The 14,060-nt window shown below is 67.1% G+C and carries 16 protein-coding genes; 4 read left to right on the top strand and 12 right to left on the bottom strand.

Translation table 11 applies throughout. The annotated features are described in order from the left end of the window. The 10 genes from HG543_RS42555 to HG543_RS42510 all read right to left on the bottom strand — a co-directional run. A partial coding sequence (locus HG543_RS42555; protein ID WP_169350669.1) for a multicopper oxidase family protein occupies nucleotides 1-1,047 on the bottom strand: 1,047 nt, incomplete at its 3' end. Between the two features lie 137 nt (nucleotides 1,048-1,184). Then, nucleotides 1,185-1,589, bottom strand: coding sequence for a hypothetical protein (locus HG543_RS42550; RefSeq protein ID WP_169350668.1), 405 nt, complete (start codon nucleotides 1,587-1,589; stop codon nucleotides 1,185-1,187). A 160-nt stretch (nucleotides 1,590-1,749) separates the two neighbouring features. Continuing rightward, on the bottom strand, nucleotides 1,750-1,935 hold the full coding sequence (locus HG543_RS42545; RefSeq protein ID WP_169350667.1) for a DUF411 domain-containing protein: 186 nt from the start codon (nucleotides 1,933-1,935) through the stop codon (nucleotides 1,750-1,752). Between the two features lie 356 nt (nucleotides 1,936-2,291). Continuing rightward, nucleotides 2,292-2,888: an imm11 family protein gene (locus HG543_RS42540; protein ID WP_169350666.1), complete on the bottom strand. Its 597-nt coding sequence runs from the start codon at nucleotides 2,886-2,888 to the stop codon at nucleotides 2,292-2,294. A gap of 67 nt (nucleotides 2,889-2,955) precedes the next feature. Then, a complete protein-coding gene (locus HG543_RS42535) occupies nucleotides 2,956-3,699 on the bottom strand; it encodes an Imm49 family immunity protein (protein ID WP_169350665.1) in 744 nt (247 codons plus the stop codon). Nucleotides 3,700-3,710: 11 nt separating this feature from the next. Then, entirely contained in the window at nucleotides 3,711-4,313 is a 603-nt protein-coding gene (locus tag HG543_RS42530; protein ID WP_169350664.1) for an imm11 family protein, read from the bottom strand. A 47-nt stretch (nucleotides 4,314-4,360) separates the two neighbouring features. Further along, nucleotides 4,361-5,170 (bottom strand): AHH domain-containing protein, encoded by an 810-nt coding sequence (locus tag HG543_RS42525; RefSeq protein WP_169350663.1) that lies wholly within the window; start codon nucleotides 5,168-5,170, stop codon nucleotides 4,361-4,363. 19 nt (nucleotides 5,171-5,189) lie between these two features. Continuing rightward, nucleotides 5,190-6,275 carry a hypothetical protein gene (locus HG543_RS42520; protein ID WP_169350662.1) on the bottom strand — a complete coding sequence of 362 codons (1,086 nt, stop codon included), beginning with the start codon at nucleotides 6,273-6,275 and terminating at the stop codon, nucleotides 5,190-5,192. A gap of 14 nt (nucleotides 6,276-6,289) precedes the next feature. Further along, nucleotides 6,290-6,754, bottom strand: a complete 465-nt coding sequence (locus HG543_RS42515; protein ID WP_169350661.1) for a DUF4150 domain-containing protein — start codon at nucleotides 6,752-6,754, stop codon at nucleotides 6,290-6,292. Between the two features lie 42 nt (nucleotides 6,755-6,796). After that, nucleotides 6,797-8,134, bottom strand: coding sequence for a TIGR02270 family protein (locus tag HG543_RS42510; RefSeq protein ID WP_169350660.1), 1,338 nt, complete (start codon nucleotides 8,132-8,134; stop codon nucleotides 6,797-6,799). Nucleotides 8,135-8,313: 179 nt separating this feature from the next. On the opposite strand from HG543_RS42510, the gene HG543_RS42505 reads away from it, so the two are divergent. Further along, on the top strand, nucleotides 8,314-8,955 hold the full coding sequence (locus tag HG543_RS42505) for a hypothetical protein (RefSeq protein WP_169350659.1): 642 nt from the start codon (nucleotides 8,314-8,316) through the stop codon (nucleotides 8,953-8,955). A gap of 391 nt (nucleotides 8,956-9,346) precedes the next feature. After that, nucleotides 9,347-10,159 carry a trypsin-like serine peptidase gene (locus HG543_RS42500; RefSeq protein WP_169350658.1) on the top strand — a complete coding sequence of 271 codons (813 nt, stop codon included), beginning with the start codon at nucleotides 9,347-9,349 and terminating at the stop codon, nucleotides 10,157-10,159. Between the two features lie 79 nt (nucleotides 10,160-10,238). Here HG543_RS42500 and HG543_RS42495 read toward each other — a convergent pair whose 3' ends face one another. Continuing rightward, nucleotides 10,239-11,168, bottom strand: a complete 930-nt coding sequence (locus HG543_RS42495) for a DUF2381 family protein (protein WP_169350657.1) — start codon at nucleotides 11,166-11,168, stop codon at nucleotides 10,239-10,241. A gap of 92 nt (nucleotides 11,169-11,260) precedes the next feature. Further along, nucleotides 11,261-13,213, bottom strand: coding sequence for a serine/threonine protein kinase (locus HG543_RS42490; protein ID WP_169350656.1), 1,953 nt, complete (start codon nucleotides 13,211-13,213; stop codon nucleotides 11,261-11,263). Nucleotides 13,214-13,412: 199 nt separating this feature from the next. Between HG543_RS42490 and HG543_RS42485 the strand changes: the two genes are divergently transcribed. Continuing rightward, nucleotides 13,413-13,664: a helix-turn-helix domain-containing protein gene (locus tag HG543_RS42485; protein ID WP_246357699.1), complete on the top strand. Its 252-nt coding sequence runs from the start codon at nucleotides 13,413-13,415 to the stop codon at nucleotides 13,662-13,664. Nucleotides 13,665-13,799: 135 nt separating this feature from the next. Next, nucleotides 13,800-14,060 (top strand): helix-turn-helix domain-containing protein (locus tag HG543_RS42480; protein WP_169350655.1); only part of this gene is annotated, 261 nt, incomplete at its 3' end.

Below are 14,060 nucleotides of genomic sequence, written 5' to 3'. Positions count from 1 at the left end.
CAGCGGGGGCAGGGCTTGCGGGGGCGCGGCCGGCTTCCCCTCCACCTCTAGCTCCGCGAGCACGCGCTCCCCGCGCCCGAAGCGGTCCACCACCTGCACGCGCCCGCCCCGCAGCTGCGGCGGGACGGTGAGCAGGAGGTCGGCGCGGTTGCCCGGCGCCAGCGTGAGCCCCTCCGCGGGGAGCGGGCGGTCGGTCACGAGCGCATCGAAGGCGATGAGCTGCGCATCCACGCCGCGCAAGGCCGGAGAGAAGACGCGGCCGTTGGCCACGTTGACGAGCCGCAGCCGCAGCCGCTCCCCGGGTCGCACGCGCACGGTGGGCTGGAAGGCGCCGTTGACGGTGAGCACCTGCCCCCAGCGCCCGTCGTGCGCGAGGTCGCCGCGCGTGTTGAAGCGCGGGTCGATCTGCCCGCGCTCGTCCAGCCGCCAGTCGTCGAGCACCCAGACCAGCTCGCGGCTGTGCGCGGGGGGCGAGGGCTCCTCCACGATGAGCAGGCCGAAGAGCCCGCGCTCCACCTGCTCGCTGCCGCGCAGGTGCGGGTGGAACCAGAAGGTGCCGGCGTCCTTCACCTGGAACTCGTAGGTGAAGCTCGCTCCCGGCTCGATGGGGGGCTGCGTCACGCCGGGCACGCCGTCCATCCCGTTGGGCAGGCGGATGCCGTGCCAGTGGATGGTGGTGGGCTGCGGCAGCCGGTTCGTGAGGCGCACGCGCACCGTGTCGCCCACGGTGGCGCGCAGCGTGGGGCCGGGCACCTGGCCGTTGTACGCCCACACTTCGAGCCCTCGGCCATCCAGCAGGGGAAGGGTGGTGGGGGCCGCCTCGAGCACGAAGTCATGCACCCGGCCCGTGGTGGGGACGGTGTCGGGCAGCGGCGCGCGGGCGGGGATGGTGCGCGCCGCGCTCCAGCGCGAGACGCCGAGCGCGCCCGCGGTAATGAGCCCGAGCACCAGCAGCGCGAGGACTGCGCGCGACAGCGCGCCGAGAGACGAGGATGAGACTTCAGGGGCGTGCGGCGCCGGGCCGCGCACCGGTGGGGGATGGGACATCGGGGTGGGCACTCCAGCAGCGGGCGAAGTCCGCCGGCGGGCCTCCCTTGAGTGGGGCTCCCGGCGCGGACGAACACCGGGCGGCGCGTGCCTCGCGAGGAGGCTGCCGCCCGGGACTCAACGGACCCGGGTGGAGCTCAGAGCAGGTAGCTGCAGTGCCGCTGGTAGAGCGGCGGAGCCGCTGCATGGTGCACCCCGCGGCTCCGCCGCCACGTGGGCGGCAGCTGCTCCTCGGCGAGCGGCACCTGGGTAGCAGGCGCGGGCGGCAGGGCCACGGCCCACGCGGCCTGCGCGGAAGACGGGGCCGTCGTCGCCGGAGCTGACATTGGCGCCGCGGCCTCGAGCAGGTCGCAGCAGCCCTCGCGCCCCGCATCTGCGCGGGCCGAAGGCCCGACGGGTGCAGCAGGCGGCTCCCGCTCGTGGCAGCAGCAGTCCACGCGCAGCTGCAGACGGCCCTTGCATACGTGCGCCAGCGCGTCGGCCGCGTCCGCCACGGCGGGCAGCCCGAGCATCAGCAGCACTGGAAGGACACGCAGGAGCATGGAAGGACGTCACCTCTAACGCAGGGTCAAACACCACCACAACCTGGCCGTAGCGCCGCTTCTTGCGCCGCCGATGAGAAGTGGTGATGCGGTCGTGCCGACGGGCTTCGAGCCTGCGCGGATCTGTAACCCGCGCAGTCACGTTCGCCGGAGGGCCGCGCTACGGGTGGCTCGCGAAGACGTGCGTGCCGCCCGCCTTCTGGATGCCGAGCACCTGGTAGGGGTCCGAGCGAGGACCCTCCATGCCGGGCGAGCCCATGGACATACCAGGCACGGCGATGCCGACGAGAGAGGGCCGCTCGGCGAGCAGCCGCTTCAGGTCCGCGCCTCCAACCCCGGCTTCCATAGGCTCGGAAGCATCAATGCCGCGGAGCAGCGCAGCTCGGGACGCAAAAGGGACGTAATTTCTCGGCCACCTCTGCACGGCGGTGACCAGTTCGCCCCGACCGCACCGGCTTCCCAACACCGGTTTTATAGAGGGAAACGAGTGGCGGTAGGGCACGGGAATCGAACTCGCCAGGGACAGCTCTCACTGCCCCTCACCGGTTTTGAAGCCCCGCCACCCCGATCCGCGAGGTGCCCGGGAGGATTGAGGGTCGGCCGGTTTCCCTCTGGAGTGGGGCGGGTGGGGCGTCCATGGCTGTCCACCCGCGTCCGTTCATCTTGGGTACGGCTTGGGTACGAGGGTGGGGACGGCAGGGGTCAGGAGCCATTGGCTGCACCGGGGCCGGTGACGTCCGTGAACTTCACGCCGGTGATGCCCGCGCGCTCCAGGGCCTCCTTGATCTCCTCGGACACGATCAGGGCCACGGTCCAGCCCCAGGTGCGGAGCACCTTGGCGCCTTCCACCTTCGCCGGGTCGATGCGCATCCCGGACACCGAGGAGTACGTACCCACCTTCTCGGGCATCCCGTCCTCCGGGGTCCAGTAACGCACCTCCTCGCACGCAGCGTCGGCGATGCACTTCACCAGCCGGGTGGCGTTGAGGATGAAGTGCTGAGCGGGCTGGGCGCCGATCTCCACCGGGATGAGCTGCACGTCGTCGGGCGCCACCTCGGTGAAGAGGGAGGCCACCCGGGCGTGGACGACGGGGATGCTGAATGCCGCGTGGGAATAGTCGAGCGGTCTGCCGGAGATCTTGATGGGGATCCTGATGCGCTCGTCCGAGTGAGCCCGCTGACCGATCCTGAACTGCCATGGGTCATCGAGCTTGCGGCCCTCGTGATCGAGAGGATGCCCCAACTCCCACCGTCCGGAGCGGTACACATCATCGGTCAACTTGAAGAACTGCTTCGGCATGAGGTCATCCTTCCGGCCTCGGCTCGGACTCGGCCCGGGACATCCCGGCGATGACGTCCCCCTCGTGTCAGTTCGCACGGGCGAGGCTGGGCAGGAAGAGGTAGTCGGTTTGCACCGTGAGCCCGCGACGCGCCGCCAGACGCAGCAGCGCCAGGCCCTCCACGAAGATGAATGGCTCCGTCTCCGCCTCTTCATCCTTGGGCGTGAAGGACTTCGCCTGCGCGTGGAAGTGGCGATCTCGTTCATCCAGGAGCGCCTGGAGGGCGGCGTCGAAGCCCTCTTGTTCTCGCGCCAGGAGGGTTCGGCACATGGCGAGCCGGGGGAAGTCCTGACCGTTCATGACCCTCTCCAGGGCGTCCAGCAGCGGCTCCGCGCGACCGGGGACCGAGTCGTCTCCGGTGGCCATGAGGCCCAGCAGGCGCGCGTAGAGGAAGTCCTCCTCGAACTCGTGGCCCTTCACGGGCGTGTCCACCGACAGGCGGGCAATGTCGTGGGCCAGCGTGTCCGCCCCGGCGGCCAGCGCGTCGCAGAGCGGCCCGTAGTGGCCCGTCGCGGTGAAGCGGTTGAAGGGCCGCCGTGCGCCCGCCGCCCACTGGAGCAACCGGCGTCGAGCCTCGCCGGAGCGCACCAACCGCTCGCGGAACGTGGCCCTATCCGCGTACGCGAGCAACCGGGCGATGGCGGCGGCGCGCGTGTACCGCGACAGGTGGAAGAGGATGCGCTCAACCTCCTCCGGCGGACGTTGCCCCTGCTCCAGTTCCTCCTCCAGCAATGCGGCCTTGGCGCTCGCGGATGCCTCGACGGCACGCATGTTCGGGGCAGTCATTCTGGGTCACCCCATTCGAGCCCGTACTCGTCCATCTCCTGGAAGATCATTCCGTCACATCCCGCGCGCAGAATGTCCTTCCCGAGGTCTTCCCGGACGATGATGAGATCCGTCTGCTCCTTGAGTCGGAAGATCTTGGTTTCCGCCGGGACCTTGGAGTCGTTCAGGCACAGTCTGTAGAACGTGAAGACCTGATCGGGCCGGATGGCCGAAGTACGGAACTTCGAGTTCTCTCGATCCAGGCACTCAACGGTCCCCAGGACGTTGGCGATGAAATAGGGTTCCTGGATGTTGTGGCCCCGTTGGTCGCGAATGCGCACCGGCAGGAACTCAATCGCAGCACCCGACTTTTCCTCCAATACTCCTTTCAGCTTCTCCGAAACGATAAGCAGGTGCAGGGTGTTGGGGATGAAGTCCGTCAGCTTGATTCCATGGTGGTCCGCCAGCGTGAACACGGTGTCCGTCGGGAACCAGTGCTTCACCGCGACCCCTTCATGAAGCAAATAGGAGTCCATGCAGTGCATGAGGAAGTCCGAGTCCTTCGTGATCCATGCGAAGGCATCGTCTTCATCGTCATTGACCCAGGGATAGAACTTCACGCCCGTCCTCCATATGGTTGGCTCGCAGATGAGCTGCGACAAGACTTCTAGGAACTGAGCTTGCCCTTTGGAGGCTTGATCTTGATGAGCGCGTTGATGCTCGCCCCGGCCCCCAGCGGTCGGCTCTCACCGAACCTCACGACGTAGCCCCAATACTTATCTTGGAGGCCGAGCAATTCCTCCGGGATGGACTCAGGGGGCTTCCAGTCCTCGCACACCATGCCGAGTTGGCTGCGCAATAATTGCTTCAGGCGCGCACAGTCCGCCTTCACTTTGTCGGTGTAGTCGTGGTGGAAGTCGTAGTGGCAGGGCAGCCGGTGCACGTTGCAGTATCTCTGCGCCTTCTTCTGCCACGCTTCCTTGTGCTGCCGCTGCGCGTCCTCGCCGAGTCCCTTCCACAGCTCGGAGCCGGACGTGTTCCCACGCCCGAGCAGGTACACCTCCACCGCGTGCGAGAAGCCCGGCAGGAAGATGATGTTCTTGCCGTTGTTCACGTCGTAGTCCACGCGCTTGAGGATTTCCAACTCCTCCTCGGTGAACACCTCGTTCGGGATGAACACCTCGCACGGCAGCAGGTGGTGAGCGATGTTGGAGTAGGGCTTCTGCCCGGTGATGAAGTGCTCGAAGTGGTAGAGGGCCGCGTGCGCCGGGGAGTGCTTGGGCACGCCCTTGTCGCGTGGGTCCACGTCGTAGAACTCCAGGTACTCGATGATCTTCGCGTTGTTGTCGTAGACGCGCTTCCGCCGCCCAGCGTTGGCTTTCAGCTCGGTCCGGCCGTTGTCCCGGTACGTGTTCGGGTTGCGTCCCAGCACCGCGATGACGGGCATGCTGTTGAGGATGTGGGAACCGTCAGCCATGACATGAACCTCCGGAACTTCACTCGCTGCCCAGGCGGATCGCGGCCACCCTACCGGACTCCGAAAGGGAGAGGACCAGCGCCTGGCCCTCGGGGTTGTGGCCCCAGACGAAGGAGCCCACCGCCACGCCCACGGCCAGAGGGCCGCTCGCCGCGCCCGTCTCGCCCAGGCTCTCGGCGGGCACCGTGATGCGGCAGCGCTCGAAGTCCAGGTGCTCGCGCGTGAGGTACATCTGCGCGTGCCCCCACGCCTGGGCCCGCCACGCCTCGCCGTTGAGATCCAGGAGAACGTTGCCCACGAAGGGGCGCCGCTCCGGGAGCACGCGCCGGACGACCTCGGCCAGGGCGCGACCGACTTCTTCGGGGGCTGCTGGTTCTTCTTTCTCCCACGCCTCCGACATGGCCACCGCGAGCACCCGGCCGCCCCGCGCCGCGCGCCGTGCGCGCGCCATGGTGTCGGATTCCACCAGGACGGCTGCGCCTGCCTCGCCCGGCATCGTCCCCATCGGGCCGAGCGCGCCTTTCAGCCGTCCCTGGCCGCACAGCCACGCGAGGCTCTCCGCGTCCAGGTACGAGTCAGCGGCCAGCAACACCACCCGGTCCACACGGCGCGTGGCCACATCCTCCCCGGCGCGCTGTAGGGCTTCGGCCAGGGCACAGTGCCCCAGCCCCAACAGCCGAACGTGTCCCGGTGCCCACGGGACGCGCAGAGCATTCACCACGGGGCGGGCATACAGCCGCTCCCAGGCGTCGGGCGCTTCGTCCAGCAGTTCGGGGAATCGCTCCGCGTCGGCGGCGGGCCCCAGCAGCGCCAGTCCCGTGCGGCCCCAGAAGTTCTCGTCCGTGACCGGGGGCAGCTCCGCGCCGTGCATGAGGTCCGCGAAGGCGCCCAGGGCCAGCCGCACCCACGCGCCCGGTCCGGTGAAGCCCTCCGCGAAGCCCGTCACGGGGTGGCCCACCACGGCCGCTTCTCCACCCTCGCCATCCACCATCCGGAACCTGGGGTGGGGGTGTGGGCGGCTCAGGTCCGCGCGCAGGGCGGCCACGGTGCCCACCGCGCCGTAGCCTACCGCCGTCATCATTCCCAACCCCGTCACCGTGAGCATGGGGCGCGTGCCTCCTACTGCTTCTTCTTGCAGCACAGGCAGGCCACCTTCTCGGGGGGCACGCCCACGGCCACCACAGGCGGCTGCATGAGGGGGAAGGGCGGGGTGTTCTTGTCGTTATGGGTCATCAGGTCCAGGGCCCGCGCCACGCCCTTGCCCTCCACCTTCACGTCGAAGGACCAGGTAACGAACTCGGCCTTGCCCTTCGTCTTGCCCGAGAAGACACCGCCTCCGGCCGTGCCTGCCTCGTCGCCGGTGCTGGTGGAGAAGGTGGAGTCCTTCACACAGAGGGGGTTGCCCTCCACCTCCACCGTCTTCGCCGTCTGGGCCGCGTCCGAGGACTTCGCCACGTTCGGGTACGGAATGGGCACTGGCCCCGCCGGGCTCGGAGTCTTGCACACGTCCGGAAAGGCCACCGTGGTTCCGCCTGAGTCCTGGTGCACCACGCTGCGCCCATTGGCACCAACGTTGTTGCTCATGCCCTGCTCCCTTCGTGGGCTGCTGGTACTTCAGCGACGAATTCAGGTGGTGAGGGGACGCATCCGTACGTGGGCGACCTGTCCATGGGCTGCCTGGAGCTGGATGCGCTGCACGGCGGTCCAGGTGCGCGCCTCCACGCTGAGCAGCCCGCCGGTGCGCAGGGCCAGCTCCAGTTCCAGCGGTCCGCGTCCGCGCATGGGCCTCACCTCCAGCGCCTCCACCAGCCGCGCCGCCGTGAATGGCTGGCCCGCGAGGTAGCGCGTGCTCGCATTGAAGTTCTTGCGCCGCTCGGCCCACCAGCGCTCCACCTCGGCGACTACCGGCACGGGCAGGTCGTGGCCCGGGCCCGGCCACGTCGGTGTGCGCTCGTCCTCGGGCTGCGTTTCGTTCTCCTCTTCGTCCTCGCGCTCGCGCGCGGTGCGGCCCTCCAACTTGAGCCCCGTCACCGTCGAGAAGGCTTCGGCCGCCAGCGGCCCCAGCGAGGCGTCGTCCAGCCACGGCATGCAAGCCTCGGCCGCCGCCACGTGGCCGGAGAACCCGAGCGCCCAGAGCGTGTCCGCGCGCAAGGCTGGCTGGGCGAGCAGGGGCGTCAGCTCCTCCACGCCGGACGCTTCGCCTCCTATTGCCAGGAGGAGCCGGGCGGTGCGCCCGGCCACGTCCGGCGCCTCCAGTGCGTCGTGGCACGCGCGCCACATCGTGCGCGGGTCCTGGACGAGTCCGGCCGCCAGTGCCGCCGCGCGCAGCTCCGGTGCCACCGAGTCCAAGCCGCGTGTGACTCCCGCTGCGTCCGCCTCGTAGGGGAAGCGCCGCGCCGCGCGCAACGCCGCCAACCTCACCTCTGGTGTTGGGTGGGCCAGGGCGCGTGCCAGTGCCTCCGCGCCGGGCGACTCGCCGCGAACCGTCAGCACGTGGAGCACCGCCGCCGCCACGTCCGGCGCCGCTTCGTGCTCCACCATGGGTCGCAGGTGCGTGACGAGCCCGGGGCGCTCGCTCAGCTCCAGCGCACGGACCACGGCCCTGCGCGGCGCTTCCTCCCCTCGTTGCAGGACCTCCAGCACGGCCGCCACGTCCTTGTCCGTGCCCCGGGCCAGCAGGAGCAATGAGGCCACCCATACCTTCTCCGAGTCGTGCTCCTGGATGAACGGATGGGCCATTCGCGCCAGTACCTCGGGACCGCCCGTCTCCAGCACACCGAGGTGCGCGCGCAACCGCCGCTCAGGCCCGTGCATCACCTCCGCCAGCGTGTAGCGGGGCGAAAGGAGGGCCCGTTCCCATTGCAGCACCAGGAAACAGGCGTCCGAGAACGCGTCCTCCAGCACCTCGTGGTGCAAGCGCGCGTCCGGCCGACCCAGCAGGAGAGCCCTTCTGTGCGGCATCATGGCTACCCCCCATGCATCTGGCGCCCTCACCAGGGTGCAAGAGAAACCACACAAAGAAATCGTGATAGAATAGCGAATCCAGCGTGGAGGAGGGGCGGCAGCACGGTGGGGAGTTGCGGCAATGTCACGCTGGAGACGATCGCGCTCCGGGCGCCCTCCTTGTTTCACGACGAGATCGGATGGAAGGCATGCGAATCCTTACAGATGCTCCGGGAATGGAGCGGGCACTCAAAAGCGTAGAGAAGATTCTCAGGTCCTGTGGTCCGGTTCAGGAAAGGCACTGGAGTTTTCCCGATGGCTCCTCCGCGTACTTTCCGACCTGGCTCTGGACGGGCGGAAACCTCGCGGTTGGATTCAGCACCGAGCATCTAATGAAGTCTGGTCGGCCGATTGTTCTGAGCCTGGAAAAGCCCACCTCGACATATTCACCGAACGTTGAAGTCAATATTCCCCTTGAGGCAAACACCGCAGTCCAGGGCTGTTTCGCGATCGACAAGGACGGCGTTGCATGGCTTTGTCACCGAGGCAGTCGCTTGACGGTGCAGGCCTTTCATCGCAAGCGTCTCAAGAAGTGGATGATTCATGATTATTTTCGGAAATGGCTTTACACTGCGGTGGAATGCAACGGCGCCAACCGAGAGACCGTGTGTAGGGTCATTCGCGTCACGCCACTTTCAAAGCCACCTTTCCATCAGAATCTGGAGCGCTTCGCGTCCAGCGTGAAGAAGCTGAAGAACGCGTGGATCACATATGAAGGCAGTGACGAAAAGATGAGCGAATTTATCTCGCGGAACTATGCCAGGCTTGGGTCTTGGAAATAAGTGGCGGTAGAGCATGAGAATCGAACTCACCAGGGACGCCTCTCAGCGCCCCTCCCGGTTTTGAACCCCGCCACCCCGATCCGCGAGGTGCGCAGAGGGATTGAGGGTCGGCCACTTTCTCTCTTGGATGGGGCGGGTGGCGTCCATGGAGGTCCACCCGCGTCCGTTCATCTTGGGTACGGCTTGGGTATGGATCGGTTGCCGATGAATCATCACCCCACGATCCGCTGCTTGAGGCGGGATAGATGCTTTTCGCTGCGGGCTCATACCCGGGCCAAGTCATGGGGGCGGCCCTCCGAGTACTGCGCAGAGGGAGTCTTCGGCTTGGAGCCACGATCTCGGGGTAGGTCAGAACCGGGTTGTGAACCCCGGCCATGGTAAAGTCACCTACATGGACGAGATCGTTGGCACTGCTGCGAAAGTTGCGGAGGAGCAGTTCTTCAATCAGCACGTCGTACCGTTGATTGCTGAAAAGGGGGCCGAGGGCTCCGAGGAGGCAGAGGTTTTCGGCTCGGGTACGCTGATCCGTATCGGTCCCAAGCGGCTAATTGTGACTGCTGGGCACGTTATCTCTGCGATGGATCGTGCAACCCGGATGGGTATGCTCCTCGGGTTTCCGCAGGAGCGCACAGGGATCCGCAACAATACGAGCGATATCATTTCGCTTGATGGTCTTCTGCATGGCGTTCTGGACGAGGAACTTGATGTTGGATTCTTCGACCTATCCGACAAGGTGATCGAACAGATCGATGAACGGCGTTTTCTCGATCTAAACTCAATTTCAACTCGGGCACCCAGGGTGGATGACCGCTACGTAGTTTTCGGGTTCCCATCGCAGCGCGGCCAGTACAAGGCGGGTATTCTACGTTACAAGAAGGCTTTCATCCACGAAGATGGCCCGTATGCCGGTCCTGAGCCGGTGCTGGGGGTTACGGCGGTTAAGCCGATCCCAGAACTTCACATCCGGGTTGCCTGGAACGGCAGCGAGGCGCTTGAGGGCATCAGTGGAGCATCTATTTGGGTCCGGGAGCGAGCGGTCGGCAATTTCTGGGATCCATCCCGTGAATTCAAGATCGTTGCGGTAGAGACTGATACGCTCACTGGTCATTGGATCCGGGGAACTCAGTGGCGCGTTGTTGCCAGGGCGATCGTGCAACAATTCCCCGATCTCAAAGAGGAGTTCACTCGGTATCTGAAATCGTAGAGACCTGGACGCCCAGGTCGAACGCGGAATAAGCAATTTGTAAGTGGGTGTGTAGGTGCAGCAACTTGGCGGGCTACCCCTACGGGAATGTCACCCCGGAGACGATCACGCTTCGGGTTCCATCCTCGTTCCATAGCTTGAGTCTGAAGCTGCCCTGGGTCTCCCGCTCCGTCGCCTCTGCCTCGATCACAACCCGGCCATCAATCACGCTGGGGTCAATGGGTTCACTCTGCCAGGGAGGCAGCGCGCGCAGCGTGCGGCGGCCAGGGCCCACCAGCTCTGCTCCGGCCGCAGTCCACGGTAACGCCCCGGCGGGTGCCTCCAGCGACACCTCCACCGCCACGAGCCCGCTGGCGCGGTAGCTGATGGCGCTCCGCAGACTGAGGGCACTCGCTGGATGCAGACTGACGCCCTGCATGATGTTCTTGGCCACAACCCCGTTCTTGTCCATGCGCATCGCGGCCAGGAGTCCCGTCAAGCCACGTGGCCCGCCACACTCCGAGCGGAGTCGTACCGTCTCCTCGCGGCACTGCTGAAGCTGGAGTTCCTTCTCCTTCTCCGCCTGCTGGTAGGACGCCAAGGTGCGTTTCTGGCGAAAGACCTCCACCTGGCGCGTGGCACGGGCCGGATGCACTACCAGTACGAAGCTGATGCTCGCGGGGGACTCTCCGTCCGCGAAGCGGGCCGTCAGTTTCAGCCTTTCACCAGGAACCACGTTCTCGGAGGGCAGAAGCGAGATGCTGCGCTTTCCTGCCTCCACCACCGTGAATCGGTCGGCTCCCTCCAGCGTCAGGCTCTCGCGCTTCAACTCGGCCGAGAAGAAGACAATCAAAGTCGCCAAGCCCGGGCTGATGCAGACTTCGTACACCCTGCCTTCGGGCTCGTCCGGGAGCGTGATCTGTTCCTGGGTCGAGTCGCAGGCTGGGAGTCGTGACGGCTCATCGGCGTGGGCCGTCCAGCCAAGGAGGGCCACCAGGACCAGCAGGGCGATGGGTGCTGACGCGGACACGAGACAAGTCCTCCGAAGTGGGCGCGAACATATAGGCCCAAGGCGCCGCCCCTACCACGCCCCGAGCGAACCACGCGTGCGCCCGGGTGCGCTTACTCGAAGCGATCCACTGCCCGGACGTACCCGGTGTCCCAGACCTTCACGTTGCCCTCCGTGGAGCCGGGTTCTCGTTCCAGACCACGCTTGCCGGACCCGTCCCGCAGCTCCATGCACACGCGTACGGTGCCACCTCCCTTGGGCAGCCGGGCCTCGGTGAAGCGGCCGTAGACGCGATCTCCGAAAATGAGCTTCCCGGACAGAATGGTATCCGGGTGCATTCCGATTTCGTGGCTGCCTGAGAAGACGCGGATGCTGGTCCACCCCTCCTTCACGGAGCGGCGCCCGGAGTTCTCCCCGCGCGCAGACCAGGTCACCTGAAGCCTTTCATTCCCCACCTTGATGCCGAGCTTTTCCATCGCCTCAACGGCTCCCGGGGGGCAGTCCTCGGGCGGTGGCGTCGGGCGCACCTGGGGGCCAGGGCAGGCCATCGTCAGGCAGGCCGCGATCCCCAGGCCGAGCGCCTTGCCAGGGGACACGCCGGTGTTCTTCTTCATCTTCACGGAAGCCTTCTCCTCGGAGAGCGTCGCGGGAAGGGCGACGGCCGCAAGGGTGGGCGCGCCATTGAGCGCGGCTGCGGCTTCCTGAGCTTCCGGTGGCATCCAGGGGGCCGCCACTTCCTGACCGGGAGCCCAGAGCGCAAGCGTGAACGTGGAGGCGGCTGACGGTGAGAACGAGGCTGCGTTGGAACGAGGCTCCAAGGCGTGACGTGCGGCCGGAGCACGAGAGGAGGACCGCAGGTTGCGCGCGATCACGAGCACGCCCACGCCCAAGATCACCAGCAGCCCCATCCAGATGGCCGCGCGCAGGGCATGGAGGTGACGGGCTTGTGCCGGGGGCGGAGCAGGTGTGGGACCGGGGCGAGCGGGAACTGGAGGCGGCAGCTCGGCCTGAATGGCCGCTGCGTTTGACTCCGGATCGTGCGCGGCATCTTCCACTGGCGGACGCGGCCCCCGGCGAGGCCGGGCCTTGCGCTTCTTCAGCCACTGCACCAGCTCGTCTTCGCCCGCGTGCGGCACCTCCGCGAGCGTGGTGGCGGTGTCCGGGCCATAGGCGTCGCAGAGCTTCACGTCCCAGGATTCGTCCGTCTGGGCCAGCAGGGCCTCCAGCTCCGCGCACAGCGCGTCGGCGTCCGGGTGGCGCTCCTCGGGCTCCTTGGCCAGCAGGCGCAGGCACACGGCACTCAGGGCCTCGGGCACGCGCGGGTTGAGCACATGGGGCGGCTTGGGCGCACGGTTGAGCACGGCCTCCACCCCTGCGGCCTCGTCCGGGAGGAAGGGCTGCCTGCCCGTCAGGAGCCAATAGAGAACGACGCCCAGCGAGTACAGGTCATCCGAGGGGCCGGGCTGGTAGGAGTGGCCACGCTCGTCCCCGTGCTCCTGCTGGAAGCGCCATGCCTCGGGCGCGCGGTACTCCGGCGTGCCCGGTGGCAGCACGCCGCCGGTGATGCTGGGGGCGCTCTCGTACCCGCCCGCACCGAAGTCCACCACCACTGCCTCGCCGTCCGAGGCGCGCTCGATGACGTTGCTCTCCTTCAGGTCTCGATGCACCACCTTCGCCCGGTGCGCGGCGCCCAGTCCGCGCGCCACGCCGCGCACCTTGAGCACGACTTCTCGGGCCGAGGGGTTCTCCTCCTTGGCCCACACGTCCAACCGGCGCCCCTCCACGTAGTCCATGACGATGAAGAAGTATTGGGGCTCCTCGTCCGGCCACTGTCCGTGCCCACGGATGCGCACCAGATTGGAGTGCTTGAGCCGCAGGAGGATGGCCACTTCGCGCTCGGCCCACTCGGCCAGCCCCCAGAGCGGGATGAGCTTGAGCGCGTAGAGCCGCCCTCCACGCCGGGCTCGGTACACGGCACCGAAGCCCCCGGCTCCCAGCTTCTCCTCCACCAGGTACCCGCCGATGTCCGTGCCCGGGGGGACGACGGGATGCAGACGCGGGCTCAAGTGTCCTCTCCTTCGGCGGGGCGTATGGGGGCGGCGTTCCTCGACATGCTTTCAACCGGTAGCGGATCTCGTACGAGTCCCCCCGCGAAGTGGCGCAGGAGAAGGGTAAACCTTGAGCGGATACTATCGTTGAACCTGATGAGCTGTATGCTCGGAGTGCCGCCCGCGCGGTATTCTCCTCTTTCTCCCAGGTCTCCTCATGTACGCGAAGCTCTCCCAGCAGATCGGAACCAATGTCCGCGCCGCCCGGCATCGGGTGGGCCTGTCGCAGGCCCAGGTGGCCGAGGCCATCCACGTGCCGACGCTGGTGTTCAGCCGTCTGGAGCGCGGCAGGTTGCTTCCCAGCCTCCCCACGCTGGTGGGCCTGTGCGGTGTCCTCCGTGTCCCCGTGGATCTCATCCTGGGCAGCAAGGCCCTGGAGGTTCCCGCTCCCGGTGGGTCCGGCCAATAGGCCCGGTGCCGCCTCGTGACGGGGCTGATCGCGCATCGACACGGCCGCCAAGATGCGGCAGGAAGGGGCGTCCCCGAGGCGCGGGCCCCCTGCCCGCGCCAGACCTGGTTCTCGGTGTTCCTGGTACCCCGACGCATGAACGAAGAACTGGCGACCCGAATTGGAAGTGCCGCCCGAGAGGCCCGGACGCAGCTCGGGCTCACGCAGGCGGAGGTGGCCGAGAAGCTGGGCTTGGCGCACATGGTCTACAGCCGCCTGGAGCGCGGGAAGATGCTGCCCAGCGTCCAGACGCTGCTGCGGATGTGCTCGGGGCTGCGCATCTCCTCGGACGAGCTGCTGGGGCTCGCGGACGCGGAGGAGGGGACGAAATCGGGCAAGGGGGAGCGAGGGCAGGGC

The sequence above is a fragment of the Pyxidicoccus fallax genome (genome assembly GCF_012933655.1).
Lineage (GTDB): Bacteria > Myxococcota > Myxococcia > Myxococcales > Myxococcaceae > Myxococcus > Myxococcus fallax.
Note: the sequence above shows the minus strand (reverse complement) of the source record. Positions and strands in the feature narration are given on the sequence as shown.

Excerpts from the sequence above, each read along its gene's own strand:
- HG543_RS42500 (WP_169350658.1), top strand. The coding sequence starts at position 9,347 with ATGGACGAGATCGTTGGCACTGCTGCGAAAGTTGCGGAGGAGCAGTTC.
- HG543_RS42535 (WP_169350665.1), bottom strand. The coding sequence starts at position 3,699 with ATGCGTGCCGTCGAGGCATCCGCGAGCGCCAAGGCCGCATTGCTGGAG.
- HG543_RS42515 (WP_169350661.1), bottom strand. The coding sequence starts at position 6,754 with ATGAGCAACAACGTTGGTGCCAATGGGCGCAGCGTGGTGCACCAGGAC.
- HG543_RS42525 (WP_169350663.1), bottom strand. The coding sequence starts at position 5,170 with ATGGCTGACGGTTCCCACATCCTCAACAGCATGCCCGTCATCGCGGTG.
- HG543_RS42550 (WP_169350668.1), bottom strand. The coding sequence starts at position 1,589 with ATGCTCCTGCGTGTCCTTCCAGTGCTGCTGATGCTCGGGCTGCCCGCC.
- HG543_RS42510 (WP_169350660.1), bottom strand. The coding sequence starts at position 8,134 with ATGATGCCGCACAGAAGGGCTCTCCTGCTGGGTCGGCCGGACGCGCGC.
- HG543_RS42505 (WP_169350659.1), top strand. The coding sequence starts at position 8,314 with ATGGAAGGCATGCGAATCCTTACAGATGCTCCGGGAATGGAGCGGGCA.
- HG543_RS42540 (WP_169350666.1), bottom strand. The coding sequence starts at position 2,888 with ATGCCGAAGCAGTTCTTCAAGTTGACCGATGATGTGTACCGCTCCGGA.
- HG543_RS42520 (WP_169350662.1), bottom strand. The coding sequence starts at position 6,275 with ATGCTCACGGTGACGGGGTTGGGAATGATGACGGCGGTAGGCTACGGC.
- HG543_RS42485 (WP_246357699.1), top strand. The coding sequence starts at position 13,413 with ATGTACGCGAAGCTCTCCCAGCAGATCGGAACCAATGTCCGCGCCGCC.
- HG543_RS42545 (WP_169350667.1), bottom strand. The coding sequence starts at position 1,935 with ATGGAAGCCGGGGTTGGAGGCGCGGACCTGAAGCGGCTGCTCGCCGAG.